The sequence below is a fragment of the Parenemella sanctibonifatiensis genome, assembly GCF_002250565.1.
Classification (GTDB): Bacteria; Actinomycetota; Actinomycetes; order Propionibacteriales; family Propionibacteriaceae; genus Parenemella; species Parenemella sanctibonifatiensis.
This window is the reverse complement of the sequence record NZ_NMVJ01000001.1, coordinates 736779-750860: the sequence shown is the minus strand read 5'-3', so window position 1 is coordinate 750860 and position 14082 is coordinate 736779. Positions and strand designations below refer to the sequence as shown.

Annotated in this window: 13 protein-coding genes and 1 pseudogene; 3 read left to right on the top strand and 11 right to left on the bottom strand. The window is 68.2% G+C overall.

The window, feature by feature from the left end; translation table 11 throughout:
* Positions 1-44: 44 nt before the first annotated feature.
* The 6 genes and pseudogenes from CGZ91_RS03570 to cmtR form a co-directional block, all read right to left on the bottom strand.
* Positions 45-3134 (bottom strand): heavy metal translocating P-type ATPase, encoded by a 3090-nt coding sequence (locus CGZ91_RS03570; RefSeq protein WP_094452568.1) that lies wholly within the window; start codon positions 3132-3134, stop codon positions 45-47.
* Positions 3135-3137: 3 nt separating this feature from the next.
* Positions 3138-3365 carry a heavy-metal-associated domain-containing protein gene (locus CGZ91_RS03565; RefSeq protein ID WP_094452566.1) on the bottom strand — a complete coding sequence of 76 codons (228 nt, stop codon included), beginning with the start codon at positions 3363-3365 and terminating at the stop codon, positions 3138-3140.
* Between the two features lie 203 nt (positions 3366-3568).
* Positions 3569-4407, bottom strand: a pseudogene (locus CGZ91_RS03560) (fructose bisphosphate aldolase).
* Between the two features lie 252 nt (positions 4408-4659).
* Entirely contained in the window at positions 4660-5301 is a 642-nt protein-coding gene (locus CGZ91_RS03555; RefSeq protein WP_094452564.1) for a DUF305 domain-containing protein, read from the bottom strand.
* A gap of 370 nt (positions 5302-5671) precedes the next feature.
* The gene (locus CGZ91_RS03545; protein ID WP_030153505.1) at positions 5672-6268 is read right to left on the bottom strand and encodes a cadmium resistance transporter; all 597 of its coding nucleotides are present in this window, start codon (positions 6266-6268) and stop codon (positions 5672-5674) included.
* A complete protein-coding gene (gene cmtR / locus CGZ91_RS03540; RefSeq protein ID WP_028708027.1) occupies positions 6265-6624 on the bottom strand; it encodes a Cd(II)/Pb(II)-sensing metalloregulatory transcriptional regulator CmtR in 360 nt (119 codons plus the stop codon). Before cmtR ends, CGZ91_RS03545 begins: the two co-directional genes overlap by 4 nt.
* A 690-nt stretch (positions 6625-7314) precedes the next feature.
* Here cmtR and CGZ91_RS03535 point away from each other — a divergent pair.
* Complete coding sequence (locus CGZ91_RS03535) at positions 7315-7581, top strand: DUF2933 domain-containing protein (RefSeq protein WP_144276764.1); 267 nt, start codon at positions 7315-7317, stop codon at positions 7579-7581.
* Here CGZ91_RS03535 and CGZ91_RS03530 read toward each other — a convergent pair.
* From CGZ91_RS03530 to CGZ91_RS03510, 5 genes are read right to left on the bottom strand one after another with little or no spacing between them, the layout of a single operon-like run.
* Entirely contained in the window at positions 7546-8667 is a 1122-nt protein-coding gene (locus CGZ91_RS03530; protein WP_094452560.1) for a HAMP domain-containing sensor histidine kinase, read from the bottom strand. The two genes, CGZ91_RS03535 and CGZ91_RS03530, sit on opposite strands and share 36 nt — an antisense overlap.
* Positions 8664-9368: a response regulator transcription factor gene (locus CGZ91_RS03525; RefSeq protein WP_094452558.1), complete on the bottom strand. Its 705-nt coding sequence runs from the start codon at positions 9366-9368 to the stop codon at positions 8664-8666. The genes CGZ91_RS03530 and CGZ91_RS03525 overlap by 4 nt, the downstream gene beginning before the upstream one ends.
* A gap of 59 nt (positions 9369-9427) precedes the next feature.
* Positions 9428-10345 (bottom strand): cation diffusion facilitator family transporter, encoded by a 918-nt coding sequence (locus CGZ91_RS03520; RefSeq protein ID WP_094452556.1) that lies wholly within the window; start codon positions 10343-10345, stop codon positions 9428-9430.
* Positions 10346-10405: 60 nt separating this feature from the next.
* A complete protein-coding gene (locus tag CGZ91_RS03515) occupies positions 10406-11869 on the bottom strand; it encodes a multicopper oxidase family protein (RefSeq protein WP_094452554.1) in 1464 nt (487 codons plus the stop codon).
* Positions 11866-12135: an SHOCT domain-containing protein gene (locus CGZ91_RS03510; RefSeq protein ID WP_094452552.1), complete on the bottom strand. Its 270-nt coding sequence runs from the start codon at positions 12133-12135 to the stop codon at positions 11866-11868. Before CGZ91_RS03510 ends, CGZ91_RS03515 begins: the two co-directional genes overlap by 4 nt.
* A gap of 232 nt (positions 12136-12367) precedes the next feature.
* On the opposite strand from CGZ91_RS03510, the gene CGZ91_RS03505 reads away from it, so the two are divergent.
* A complete protein-coding gene (locus CGZ91_RS03505) occupies positions 12368-12955 on the top strand; it encodes a CueP family metal-binding protein (RefSeq protein ID WP_094452550.1) in 588 nt (195 codons plus the stop codon).
* Between the two features lie 208 nt (positions 12956-13163).
* Entirely contained in the window at positions 13164-13565 is a 402-nt protein-coding gene (locus CGZ91_RS03500) for a four-helix bundle copper-binding protein (protein WP_094452548.1), read from the top strand.
* Positions 13566-14082 lie beyond the last annotated feature (517 nt).

Sequence of the window (14082 nt, the reverse complement as noted above, 5' to 3'; positions counted from 1 at the left end):
AGGCACCGCAGCCATGCGCGGGTGCCTCCCAGGCGAATCTGAGGTCAGGGCGTGCCCGCCCCGGTGTACTTGGCCGGATCGGCCCGGAAGCTCTCGGCGCAGTGGTTGGAACAGAAGTAGTAGGTCTGCCCCTCGTGGTCGAGGCTCGACGCGGCCGCTGACGGTTCGACGTTCATCCCGCAGACGGGATCGGTGACCGTTGTGGGCTTCTGGGACATGTTGTTCTCCTTCTCTTCGGGGGTGTTCTCTTCGTCGGGTCCGTGCCCGACCTCCACCACCGGGTCGGTGGCGGGGACCTGCGTCACCTCGGGGATCGGCCTGGGGGTGAAGGCGCGCAGCCGGTTGGCGTTGGTCACCACCGACAGGGAGGACAGGGCCATCGCGGCCGCGGCGATCATCGGGCTGAGCATCCAGCCCAGCGCCGGATAGAGCACCCCGGCGGCGATCGGGATGCCCAGACCGTTGTAGATAAAGGCAAAGACCAGGTTCTGGCGGATGTTGCGCATCGTGGCCCGGGACAAGTCCACCGCGGTGACCAGACCGGACAGCGACCCGGAGATCAGGGTGATGTCGGAGGATTCGATCGCCACGTCGGTGCCGGTGCCGATCGCGGAGCCGACGTCGGCCTGGGCCAGGGCGGGAGCGTCGTTGATGCCGTCCCCGACCATCCCCACCACCCGGCCCTCGGCCTGCAGGCGCTGGACCTCGGCGGCCTTGTGTTCCGGCATGACCTCGGCGACCACCCGGCTGATGCCGACCTGGCGGGCGATCGCGGCGGCGGTGGCCCGGTTGTCGCCGGTCATCATCACCACGTCGATGCCGCGGGCCTGCAGTGCGGCGACGGCAGCCGCGGAGCCGTCCTTGACGGTGTCGGCCACGCCGATGACCCCGGCGAAACGGCCGTCGATCGCCGCGAACATCGGCGTTTTGCCGTCCGCCGCCAGGCGGTCGGCCGCGGCCGCCTCGACCCGCACGCCGGCACCCTCCAGCAGGCGCCGGTTCCCGACGGCGACCTCACGGCCCTCGACCAGGGCGCGCACGCCTTGCCCGGTGACCGAGTCGAACGCGGTGGCCGCTGGCAGGTCTAGGCTGCGCCCGGTGGCCCCGGCGACGATCGCCGCGGCCAGCGGGTGCTCGGAGGAGCGCTCCACCGCCGCCACCAGGATCAGCAGCTCGGTCTCGGTGAATCCTTCGGCGGGCAGGACGTCGGTCAGTGCGGGGGCGCCCTGGGTTATCGTGCCGGTCTTGTCCAGCACCACCGTGTCCAGCTTGTGCGCGGTCTCCAGCGCCTCGGCGGAGCGGATGAGGACGCCGTGGGTGGCGCCCTTGCCGGTGCCGACGGTGATCGACAACGGGGTGGCCAGCCCCAGCGCGCAAGGGCAGGCGATGATGAGCACCGACACCGCCGCCACCAGCGCGAACACCAGCGCCGGGGCCGGCCCGACCAGCGCCCAGACCACGAACGTCCAGATCGCGATGCCGATGACCGCGGGCACGAAATAGCTGGACACCTTGTCCACCAGCCGCTGGATCGGGGCCTTGGAGCCCTGCGCCTCCTGGACCAGTCTGATGATCTGGGCCAGCATCGTGTCCGCCCCGACCTTGGTGGCGGTGTACCGGAACGCGCCGGTCTGGTTGATCGTGGCCCCGATCACCGTGTCCCCGACCGTCTTGGTCACCGGGATCGGTTCCCCGGTCACCATCGACTCATCCACCGCCGAGCTGCCCTCCGCCACCTCGCCGTCGACGGGCAGCTTCTCGCCGGGACGGACCACGACCACGTCGCCGACGAGGACGTCCTCAAGCCCGATCTCGAACTCTTCCCCGCGGCGGACCACCCGCGCGGTGCGCGGCTGCAGCCCGATCAGGGCCCGGATCGCCTCTCCGGTGCCGGCCTTGGCCTTGGTCTCCAACCAGCGGCCCAGCAGGATCAAGGTCAGGATCACCCCGACCGCCTCGTAGTACACCTCGCGGGCCTCGATGGGTACCGCGCCGGGGGCGAAGGTCACCACCAGGCTGTACCCGTAGGCCGCGATCGTGCCGAGAGTGATCAGGGAGTTCATGTCCGCAGTGCGGTGTGACAGCGCCAGCCATCCGGTCTTGTGGATCGGCCAGCCGGTATAGACAAACACTGGGGTGATCAGCGCCAGCTGCACCCACGAGTTCAGCAACGCCTCGGGCACCCAGGTCGCCGCAAAGAACTCGTGGACCATCACCGCCAGCAGCACCGGCAGCGTCAAGACGGTGCCGACGATGACCCGGAGACGCAGATCCCTGATCTCCGCGGCCCGTTCCCGCGCCTCGGCGTCCTCGCCCGGCGAAGTGCGCGTAGCGCGGTCACCGGTTCCGCTGTGCCGGGCATCACCGTGGTCCCGGTCGTCGTGGTTACCGACGTCGATGGCCCCGTGCAGCATGTCCATCCCGCAGGTGACCTCGTGGCGGCCCTCCGGCAGGGCCGGCAGCTCGACAGTGGTCGTTGCGAAGGCGGGCACCTCCACGTCCACCCCGAGGGCGGGGACCACGAACCGTTCCGAGCACGCCGCCTGCTCTTGGCGGGTTAGCTCCAGCCGGGTGGGCATACCGGGGGCGAGCCGCACGGTGTCGGGGTGGTAGCCGCCGCGGATCGTGACCTGCGCCACCTGCACTCCGTCATCGACCCGGACACCGGGCGCTGGCTCGGTCGGCACGTCGGTAACCGGCCGGGGTTGGTCGGTTACCGCGACGGCCGTCTCGGTCGGGATCATCGTGGTAGGTCCGGGCCGGTCCACCACGCGCACGCGCCCGTGCAGCATGTTCATCCCGCAGGCGAAGGTGTACTCCCCGGGCACCTCGGGTAGGAACTGCACCGCCGTCTGGGCGTTCGCGGGCAGCGTCTGATTGATCTTGAAGTCGGGGAAGACCACCCGCGAGGAGCACTCGCCGCTCTCCTGGCGGTCGAACACCAGCCGCACCGGCACTCCCGGCTGGACCTCGATCAGGTCCGGGCTGTAGCCGCCCTTGACGGTGACGGTCACTTCCTGGACACCATCGGCCACCTCGGCCCGGCGGGACTTCTTCGGCCCGAAGAAGTACCAGCCCAGTAGCACCGTCACCGCCAGCGCCACACCCACCACCAGCCAGTCGTTGAGATTCACCGCTCACACCTCCGACTCACGCACTGTCACGGTGAAGCCCCCGGCTCGCAGCGCCCCGCGCACACCCTCGATGTCCGGGGCAGGGGCGCCGACCACGGTCAGGGAGTACGCGTCCGCGGTGCGGTCCATCGTCGCCTCGTCGACACCCGCGAGGTCGAGGACCTTCCCGAGCACCTCGCCGATGCAGGCCCCGCACGTCAGGCCCTCGACCTCATACGTCGCCGTGCTCATCCGCCGTCTCCTTCCGCAACCCGATACCGGTAGGTGGTATCGCTCTTCCATGTAACGCCGGGTGGGGTGGGGTTTTGGCTGTGAAACAGTCAAGATTCGATGAAGACGCCGTCGTGCCCGGGCGGACGCGCGAGGCGCGGCGATGATGCTGGACCTTCTCCCGCGGTTGCTCCACCCCGGCGCTCGTCCCGCCGCGGCTGCGGTCAGGTGCGCGATGCGTCGGCGATCGATTCGATCGCCTCGTCCAGAACGGCGTCGAATTCTTCGTCGGTCTGGTCGATGGCCAGGCCCTCGGTCAGCGCGCGGGAAAAGCTGGCGATCACCCCGTGATTTCGAGCCAGTCGGGCAGTGGCCTGGGCCCGGGTGTAGCCGCCGGACAGCCCCAGCACGCGAACCGCCCGCGGATGGGCGACGAACTCCTGATAGAAGTCGTCGACCTCGGGCAGAGTCAGCTTCAGGATGATTGCCTGGTCCTGGCCCAGCCGCTCCAGTTCGGTGCGGATACTCGTGCGGAGTTGCCTTTCCACCTCGGTCTTGCGGGGGCTGTGGATGTCCACATCGGGCTCGGCGATGGGAACCAGACCGGCACGCAGGATCTGCCGGGCGAGGGTGAACTGCTGGGCGACGACCTGGGTCAGGCTGGCACCGGGGAGACGGATGAACGAGCGCATCTTGGTGCCGAAGCATCTGCTCGCAGCGGCGCGGGTCAGCAGGGCGTCCAGGTCGGGGATCGGCTTCATGAGTTGGGCGCCGTCGGTCTCGGCGGCCAGGCCCCGATCGATCTTGAGGAACGGGACGATGCCCTTGACCGTCCACAGGTACTCAGCTGTCCGGACTCCCTCGATGTCCCGGTCCATGGTGTCCTCGAACAGGATGGCCCCGATCACGCGGTCGCCGTCGAAAGCCGGGCTTGTGATGATCCGGGTGCGCATCTGGTGCACCAGGTCGAACATCTGCTGGTGGCCGGTGTAGGCGTCCTCGCCAATCCCGTACAGTCCCAGCGCCTTCGGCGTGCTGCCCCGCTCTGATCCAGGGCTGCCACGAATCAGGTGCCGGTCCTGAGTCTTTCGGCCTGATCCATGTCCATACGTCAGTTCCTCGTGTTTCTCCTCTTCGTTCGGCGAATCGGTTCCCGCAATTCGCTCGCTGTCGATGGCCAGCCACAGGAAGTTCACAGGAAGTGCCCCTGCGCGTTGAAGGTCACCGAACTTGACGATGCCGCCGCCTCGCGCGGTGGGCGGTGGCCCGCCTTGGGTTTGTGGGGGAGGGGCGGACCGCCGCCAGCCGAGGGCGGTCACAGGGTCTGGTGCAGCTGCTCCATCTCGGCGATCTCAGCCTGCTGGTCGTCGATGATCTTCTGTGCGAGTTCGCGCGCCTGTGCGTTCTGCCCGTCGGTGAGTTCGTCCTCGGCCATGGTTACGGCGCCCTCGTGGTGGGCGATCATCAACTCCAGAAACCGCCGGTCGAACTCGGTCCCGGATAGTCCTTCGAGTTCGGCCATGGCTTCCTCCTGGCTCATCCCATCCATGTCCATGCCGCCGTGACCTTCCATGTCGTCCATCGGCGTGGTGCTCTCACCCCAGGCTTCCAGCCAGGAGGTCATCTGCTCGATCTCTGGCCCCTGGGCGGCGGAAATGCCCTCGGCCAAGGTCCGGACCTCATCCAAGGCGGCCCGATTCACGGCCAGGTCGGCCATCTCGATGGCGCCCTCGTGGTGGACAATCATCATCTGCGCGAACATCGTGTCGGCGCCATTGTGGGCCTGATCGATCTCCCCCTCACCGGCCGGCCCGCTGGTCTGCGTCCCACCCGGCTCCTGGGTCACGGTGTCGGGCCCGGTCGGGTCAGCCTGGTCCTGCGGACTTCCGCAGGCGGCCAAGGTCAGGGCGAGGGCAAGCGCGCTGGCACCAGCGGCGAGGCGGGAGGTGCTCTTCACAGGGAACTGCTCCTTAAAGATGGCTACGTAGGGTTCCGTCTGAGTGAAGCAAGAACACGGGAGCTGCTTCCAGCCGGGCGGGCGATCTTCATCACCTCTTCATCGAATTCGGTCGAGACCTTCATGACGTCCGCGATCGAAGGGGTCGCCTGTGGCTTGCGCCGTTAAATGGCGGGGTTCTGTAGGTGATATGTGGCGGGCCCGGTCAACTGACGCCGATGACGAGAGTGCTGGCGGCGGCTTCGATGACGTCGTTGGTGATGGTGTCGAGTTCGTTGATCTTCAGGACGCGCTCGATCTGGGGGAAGAGTCGTTCCTCCCTATACCGGAGCGTCGAGCCTGGCGACCTCTCTCGTTCGCTTTGGCTCCGTCAGAGACCGAACGCTCCTCCGCTGACGAGGATGACGATGCCGAGGCCGATCAGGACGATGGGGAACAGGATGTGTTCCCAGCGCTCGAGGACTTCAGCGATCGGCGGCCGGGTGGCAACGAACTTGGCGACTACGACCAGGACCGCGACGAGCGCGAGGAAGACGAGGCAGTAGGCGACCACTGCGATGGGTTCCACGCTGAGGAAGACGGGGACATAGACGCCGATGTTGTCTCCGCCGTTGGCGAAGGTGACTCCTGCGACGGTCCACGCGCTGACCTTCGTGCCCGTGACCTTGGCGTCATCGTCGTCATCGTCTCCGCGCCAGGCTTGCCATGCAGCCCAGAGACCGAGGGCCAGGGGGATGAGCCCGAAGTACGGGATAGCTGCTGAGGGCAGGAATGCTCCGGCTCCGATAGTCACCAGCACAGCGGCACCGAGAATGCAGGCGAACCCCACGTACTGGCCGACCAAGATGCGGGTGGTCGTCCCGCGTTGGCCCGCGCCGCGGGCGAAGAACAAGGAGAGCACGATGATGTCGTCGATGTTGGTCGCGATGAACAGGCCGATTGCCTGCAGGACCGCAGCCAGGATCACGCGCCCGCCTCTGCTGCGTCGCATCCGTGCACCGAGCAGGCAGGATCGATGCACGGGGCGTTCTCGTCAACCGCGAGGGTGACGTCAACCAGGGCGGTCAGCGCCTGCGTCAGGTGGGGATCGGCGATCTCGTAGCGCGTCTTGCGGCCCTCGGGTTCGGCAGCAACGATGCCGCAGTCGCGCAGGCACGCCAGATGATTGGACACGTTGGAGCGTGTGAGGTCCAGATCGCGGGCCAGCTCTGCCGGGTAGGCCGGCCGGTCGAGCAGCGTCAGGATGATCCGGGACCTGGTCGGGTCGGCCAGCGCGCGGCCCAACCGGTTCATCACGTCCAGGCGAGAAGCAATGGTCAGCATGCGCTGAACTATACAGCGAGGACTGAAGTGGTTTTACGCAGCCCGGAGTCGCTAAGCGTGCGAACGAGGCTGTGTCAGTTGGGGATCGACCCACGGGACGATTCGCCCGATCATCAGGGAACTCACGAAGCGGCGACAGAACCCCGCCACATAACGGCCAAGGCCACAGGGTCGCCGCGTGACCCGCCCGCCGCGGGTACGCCGGCCAGCCGACCACCAGTGAGCGTTTGCGACCGAACCCGGAAGATGACCGGACACCTCGGGTGGCCGCACCAACCCCGGTCGTGCGCCTCCTCGGCCCGGGTCGTGGAGCATCGCTCGCGTGGGTTCGGAAATCCTGGACCTCCGGGATATCCAGGACCAGTGGCGAGCCGCTCATGCGGAAGTCTTCGGCGGGGGCAGGAGGCAACGAGGCGCTGTCGGTCGGCCGTGGACTGGATTCCGTCCTGATTCGCCAGCGGACATCGGCCTCGGCCGAACCGGGGCGGAGGCTTCAGGGTTTCTTCGTCATTCCTCTACCCGAAGCACCGGCGACGTGCCTGAGGGTGGGCCTTGAACGAGGAGGAGCGGACATGGAATCCACCATCTGGTTGACGCTCACGGCGGTCGTCCTGCTCTATGTCACGCTCGGCATCTGGGCCGTGGCGACGATTTTCCCCGTCCGCGCCGACGATCAAGGAGAAGCATCCCATGCACACCAACCACCGTTCGCACCTGCTCGGCATGCTAGGGATCGCTGCGCTGGTCGTGTTGGCCCTGCTCGCCGCAGGCCGCTCGCTCGGTGAAGCGCTCCCACTGGCTGCCCTGCTCGCCTGCCCGCTGATGATGATCGGCATGATGTTCATGGGCCACGGCGCCCATGGTCACGCACACCGGGGCGGTGATGCCCCACCACCGGCCGAGCACCCCTCGGCAGACCGCTCACCCGGTGACGGTAGCGAATCCGCCCGCCGGTAGCGTCACGGTGAACGTGGCGCCCTGGCCTGGCCCCGCGCTGGTGGCGTTGACTGTTCCGCCGTGGGCGCGGACGATGGCGTCGACGACCGCGAGCCCGATCCCGGACCCGCCGTGGGCGCGGTCCCGGGCCGTGTCGGCCCGGTAGAACCGGTCGAACAGGTGGGGCAGGTGTTCGGCGGTGATGCCCTCTCCGTCGTCGGTCACCCGGAGCACGACGGTCGATCCCTGTCGGTCCGCGCTCAGCTCCACCCTCCCGCCGACCGGCGTGTGCCGCATGGCGTTGTCCAACAGGTTGGTCAGCACCTGCGCGAGCCGGTCGGGGTCGGCGTCCACCCGGGCTTGCGCCGCTGCGGCTGAGACCGCGCGTTCCAGTTGGACGCCGCGCTCCAGGTAGCGAGCCTGCGCCTCGGCGTGCGCCGCGGCGAGCAGGGCGGTGACGGTGACCTCCCGACGGTGCATAGCTAGCCCGCCCTCCTGTGCCGTGGTCACCAGCGCGATGTCTTCCCCGAGCCGGGACAGGCGGGCGACCTGGTCCCGCAGTAGCGTGATCGTCTCTTCGTCGGCGCCGCGCACCCCGTCCAGGATGGCTTCGAGGTAACCGTCGAGGGTGGCCAGCGGGGTGCGCATCTCGTGAGCGAGGTCCCCCAGCATCCGGGTGCGGGTTGTCTCGACCTCCGCCAGGTCCGTCGCCATGGTGTTGAACGCCTCGGCCAACTCGTCAAACTCCCGGCCCAGCCCTACCCGGGGCACGCGAGCGGAATGATCGCCGGCTGCCACGCGGTGGGCGGCGTCGGTGGCCGCCACCAGAGAGCCGTTGACCCGCCGAGCCAGGAACAGGCTCACCACGACAGAGGCGACTAGGGCGGCGAGCAACGCCCCGGCCAAGGAGAGTGCCGAGGCGGACTGGAAGGCCTCCCCGGCGTGTTGGACCACGCCGGGCTCACTTGCCTGGCCCTGGATCATGTGGTCATGGAAGATGGCGGGGCCGACGGCGGCCACGACCACCCAGGCGGTCGCCCAGCCCACGAACACGACAACCGCCGTGGCTGCGAGCAGGCGCGCAGCCAGTCCCGACAGCCGTGTCATTCGCCGCTGCCCATCCGGTACCCCACCCCGCGGACGGTCTTGATGAAGATCGGGGTGGTGGGATCGTCGCCGAGCTTGCGCCGCAGATGCCCGATGTGCACGTCGACCAGGTGTTCATCACCCACCCAGCCCTCACCCCAGACCGCCTCGATGAGTTGGCGCCGAGCGAAGACCATCCGCGGTCGGGCCGCCAGCGCGGCCAGCACGTCGAACTCCGTGCGGGTCAGTTCCACCGGCTCTGCGTGCAGGTGGACCTCGCGGCCGGCGGCGTCCACCGTCAGGGCACCGAACCGTCTGGCCTGCGCATCCGGGTCAAGGCTCGAACGCGGGCGGCGCAGCATGGCCCGCACCCGGGCGAGGAGTTCACGCGGGCTGAACGGCTTGGTGACATAGTCGTCGGCGCCCACCGACAGGCCGATGAGCTTGTCGACCTCTTCCACCCGCGCTGTGAGCATGACGATGTAGCAGTCCGAGAAGGTGCGCACCGTGCGGCAGACCTCGACCCCGTCGATCCCGGGCAGACCGAGGTCGAGGACGATCACGCCCGGGTCAAGCTGCCGAGTCAGGTTGATCGCCTCGCGACCGCTGCCCGTCGTCTCGACCTCGAACCCGTCGCGCTCGAAGTAACTCGCCACCAATCTCGCCAACGGCGCCTCGTCGTCCACGACGAGCACGCGCGGCAGGCCATCCATCGAAATCATGCCCCTATTCTCCCAAAGAGCGCGCCACCCGTCGGCGAGGCCATGCGCAGGGTGGTGAGCTATCTGGTGATGTCGATGTCTGTGGCGTTCTCTTGGCTCGGGCAGGTTTGTTCGAGCTGGAGGGTGGAGAAGTAGACGTCGAAGCGGTCCTGGAGCAGGGCGGTGGCCTGGTGCAGGACCCGGTCGCCGGTCGCAGGCAGGTCGGGCACGCGTAGGTGGGCGGAGAAGACGGTGCGCCCGGAGGTGATGGTCCAGGCATGGACGTGGTGCACGTCGGCCACCCCGTCAATGTCCTCCAGCTGTGCCGTCGCCTCGCGCACGTTCAGGTGCTCCGGAGTGCCTTGGAGCAGGATGCGCATGGCCGAGCGCAGGATGGTCCAGGATGCCCACAGCAGCACCAGCCCGAAGGCCATCCCCAACAGGGGGTCGATCGCCAGGAACCCGGTCAGCCGGATCACCACGGCGGAGACGATGATGATGAGGCTGCCGACGAAGGTCTGCAGGATGTGCCAGAACGCGCCTTTGAGGTTCAGGTTGGTCTTCTGCCGTTGGTAGAGCAGCCAGAAGGCGATCAGTTCGGTGACGATGCCGCCGGCGGCGACCCAGAGCATGACCGTGGTGGGCAGCTCGATCGGGTCGGCCAGGCGCATCGCCCCCATCCAGAACACGTACCCGGCCATGACGACCAGGAAGACCCCGTTGAACAGGGCCCCGAGGATCTCGGCGCGCCCCCACCCGAAGGTCTCCCTGCCGGTGGCCGGACGCTGGCTGAGGCGTTGGGCGACCAGCGCGATCAGCACGCCACCGACGGCTGAGAAGGTGTGGAACGCGTCGGAGAGCACGGCCACCGACCCCGACCACAGCCCCACGATCAGCTCGATGACGAAGTACACCCCGGTCAATGCCCCGGAGATCCGCAACGCGCGGCGATCTGCGTGGGCGGGGACGTGCCCGCCTGCGGCGTGGTCATTACTCATGCATTCTCCTGCTCGTCACTCATGCATTCTCCTGCTCGTCGGGACCGGGGTGTCCTGTGGTCAGCGGGCCTCGACGCTGGCCATCATGCCGGCGTCCTCATGGTCGAGGATGTGGCAGTGGTAGACGCTGCGCCCCGGGTGGCGGGCGAAGTCGACCAGGACCCGCACCCGGCCGCGGGCGGGGACGTTGACGACATCGCGCCGGGTCGGCTCCCTCACCGGTTGCCCGCCCGTCTCCATGAGCTGCATCGGCCACACGTGCAGGTGGAACGGATGGTCCATCGGGGTGGGGTTGGTGATGACCCACTCTTCCACCGTCCCGGCGCTCACCTGCTGGTCGATCCGGTCGGCGTCGAAGGCGCGACCGTCGAACCCGAGATCCATCATGTCCCGGCCGGGGCCCATCATCGTCCCCATGGTCATGGTGAACGCGATCTCCCGCTGCCCGGCGACGGGCTTGTCGCGCAGATCCGGAACCGCCGGACGGTCAGGCACCGGGCCCGGGGCAGCGGCCTCATCGCCGCTGACAGTCAGCGTGGCCAAGGTGCCCGGCCCGGACAGGCCACCGCCGCCCATCATCCCCATCCCGCCGCGGTCATGACCCAGCGTGCGCAACTCGCTGGTGCCGGCGCGCATGCTCACCAGCAGGTCGGCCCGGTTACCCGGCGCCAGCAGCACCTCCTCCACCGCCCGCGGAGCTGGTTCCCGGCCGCTGTCGACACCGAGCAGCTCCAGACGCTGCCCGGGCAGGGCCAGGCGCAGGTAGCGCGAGGTGCATGCGTTGATCACCCGCCAGCGTTCCCGCTGCCCGGGACGCGCCGACAGCTGCGGCAGGTGCTGACCGTTGACCAGGACCAACTCCCCTTCGCGGCCCATCATCACCTCCGGGCCCGAGACCGAGGCGACCTGCCCGTCCGCAGTCAGCGAGAGGTCCGAGACGACCAACACCCGGTCCCGGCTGACCGGCACCTGATCGCCCTCGACGATCAGGGCACCGTACAAGCCGCCGAACAGCTGATCGGCGACCGTGCCGTGCCGGTGCGGGTGATACCAGAACACCCCGGGCGGGTGGTCCGCGGGCAGATCGAAGCGGTAGTCGAAGACCTGGCCGGGTTCGATGGACAGGAACGGGTTGTCCCCGTTGTCCTGCGGGGAGACCTCCAGTCCGTGGGTGTGCAGGTTGGTCGGGATGTCCAGCTCGTTACGCAGCCGCACCTCGATGCGATCCCCGGGCCGGACCAGCCAGGTCTGGCCCGGCACCGTGCCGTTGTAGGTCAGCACTCGGGCCCGCCGCCCAGCGACGGTCGACTCCTGGCGGACGGCGACCAGTTCGACCCGCAGCACCCCGCCCCAGCTGCGCAGCACCTCCGGCTCCACCAGGGACCCTCCGCCGCCCCCGATCGAGCTGGAGCGCGGGGCTAGCCAGGGCAAGCCGCTCCACGACAACCCCACCCCACCGACCAGGACGCCGAAGCCGCCGAGCATGCCGAGCCGGAGCGCCTCCCGCCGAGTGATGGGCCTCACGCCTCAGGCCTCCCCGGCTCGTCCAGGCGCCGGCGGCGCTCGTCGTACTCGGTGTCATCGATCTCCCCACGGGCGTATCGCTCGTCGAGCACCTCCCGGGCCCGACTCCGCCCTGATCTGTGCACCTCGTCGGACCGCCGATCGCGACCGCTCAGCAGCCGGACCAGGACCACCATCAGCACGACCAGGCCCACGACAAACAGCGCCAGGAAAAGCCAGCCCCAGACCATGCCCCACCCGCCCATGTGGCCCCAGTTCCAACCCATACCTCACCTCCATCACTCAGTGCCCGCTCCGGACCGGGATCACAGGATGCACCGGGGGATTGGTCGTCCCCTCGATCCCAGTGGTCATCGGTGACATCCGACATGTGCGGAGAACCTCCCGATCGAGTCAAGCAGATCGGCCCGCCGAGGCCCCGCCCCGCCCGTCGATCTTCATCGAATCTTCAACGCTCGACCACACTGAGGTCGGTGGGCCTGTCACAGAATGCGTTGTATGAAACGACCCGTGATCCTCCTTGCCGCGTTCGCCTTGGTGCTCGCCGGATGTTCCGCCACCCCCGACGCGAGCCCGACGGCCAGCCCCCCAGCCAACACCGCCGCGCAGGCCGACTTTCTCGCGGCGCACGACCTCGATGGCATGGACGGGCAGCAGATCGTCGACCACCTCGACCGGATGCCCGTGGCCGAGCGGCCGACTGACCTCATGGCATCCGTGCGCGCGGACCAGCTTGTCCTCGCCGATGTTGAGCAGGAGGTCATGGTCCCGCTGGCAGAGGACCGGTTTTATCTATCCGTGGCGCCCTACGTCGATCAGACCCACGAGTGCTACTACCACTCTCTGACCACGTGTCGCGGCGAGCTGGCCAACGAGGACATCGGCGTGCGCATCGTCGACGAGACCGGCGAGGTCCTCGTCGATGAGCAGGCCACCACGTTTGACAACGGCTTCGTCGGGTTCTGGCTTCCGCGCGAGGTCGACGGCACCATCGAGGTCACCTATGACGGGCGCACCGGCCAGAGCCCGTTCTCAACCCGCGAGGACGGGGCGACCTGTTTGACCACACTCCGGATTGACGCCTGAGTATGAGACACACCTCGGTCAGCGGGGACGGGCACCGCAGAGCCCGCGCCGGCAGACGCCGATTTCACCATCCTGATGGACCCCCGTTTTTCATGGAACCTTCATCGATTCACCGGCGTATCACCCATCGTGACGCCGTAGCGTCAGAAGGACCCTGCGGCGCCCGGTCCGCTCCGGCGTCGCACCCAATCACATGAGGGAGCAAGCCATGAAGACCGCCGAGATGATGAACACCTACCCGGCCGCGATCAACCTCGACCGAGACCTGCTCGCCCGCACCGTCGACGCACTCGTGGCGTGCGCCCAGGCATGTACGGCCTGCGCCGATGCCTGCCTGAGCGAGGAGATGGTGGCCGACCTGCGCAAGTGCATCCGCACTAACCTCGACTGCGCTGACATCTGCGCCACCACCGCCCGAGTCCTGTCCCGGCATACCGGCTACGACGCCAACCTCACCTGCGCCCAACTCCAGGCCTGCGCCCAGGCCTGCAAGTCCTGCGGCGACGAGTGCGAGCAGCACGCCGGCCACCACGAACACTGCCGCATCTGCGCCGACGCGTGCCGGGCCTGCGAACAAGCCTGCAACGAACTGCTCGCCGCCATCGGGTAACCCGTCGCCACCGACCGCTCGCCACTCAAGACGTGGGGGGCGTCCAGCGTCACCGGGCGGGCGGGCCAAGGGCATCCCAAATGTTGAGCGACGCCGCGTGCGCTTCCAAGCCACATGGCGCCATCGGAGGCCGTAGCCGCCAGCTTGAGCATTCACGGAGTCAGAGGAATACATGCAGAGCGCGCGGTCGGGCATGGCGCCCGGCCCGCCGAGGTGCTTGCTACCCGATTCGACCAACTGGCCTCGGGAGGACTGCACCGGTGTGCTGCTCAGCCTCCAGCTACGGTCGTGCCCTTGGGATCAGGGATGCACTGCGGGATCAGGGATGCACTGCGTTCGCCAACGCGTAGCCGCAACTGGAGGCATGCTGGAGTGACCCTGCCTGAGGTCAGCGTCGACGGCACCGACTGCCGGGCGCAGATCGACCGGCTCCTCCAGGACGAGCAGATCTCCCTCTGCACCCGTGTCGGTGACACGCTCTTATCCCGCCACGGGCTGAGCGATCCATTTAGCTGGA

Bases quoted from the DNA above. Each gene is read 5' to 3' on its own strand.
- CGZ91_RS03500 (WP_094452548.1), top strand. From the start codon at position 13,164: ATGAAGACCGCCGAGATGATGAACACCTACCCGGCCGCGATCAACCTC.
- CGZ91_RS03525 (WP_094452558.1), bottom strand. From the start codon at position 9,368: ATGATTTCGATGGATGGCCTGCCGCGCGTGCTCGTCGTGGACGACGAG.
- CGZ91_RS03505 (WP_094452550.1), top strand. From the start codon at position 12,368: ATGAAACGACCCGTGATCCTCCTTGCCGCGTTCGCCTTGGTGCTCGCC.
- CGZ91_RS03565 (WP_094452566.1), bottom strand. From the start codon at position 3,365: ATGAGCACGGCGACGTATGAGGTCGAGGGCCTGACGTGCGGGGCCTGC.
- CGZ91_RS03530 (WP_094452560.1), bottom strand. From the start codon at position 8,667: ATGACACGGCTGTCGGGACTGGCTGCGCGCCTGCTCGCAGCCACGGCG.
- cmtR (WP_028708027.1), bottom strand. From the start codon at position 6,624: ATGCTGACCATTGCTTCTCGCCTGGACGTGATGAACCGGTTGGGCCGC.
- CGZ91_RS03520 (WP_094452556.1), bottom strand. From the start codon at position 10,345: ATGAGTAATGACCACGCCGCAGGCGGGCACGTCCCCGCCCACGCAGAT.
- CGZ91_RS03510 (WP_094452552.1), bottom strand. From the start codon at position 12,135: ATGGGTTGGAACTGGGGCCACATGGGCGGGTGGGGCATGGTCTGGGGC.
- CGZ91_RS03535 (WP_144276764.1), top strand. From the start codon at position 7,315: ATGCACACCAACCACCGTTCGCACCTGCTCGGCATGCTAGGGATCGCT.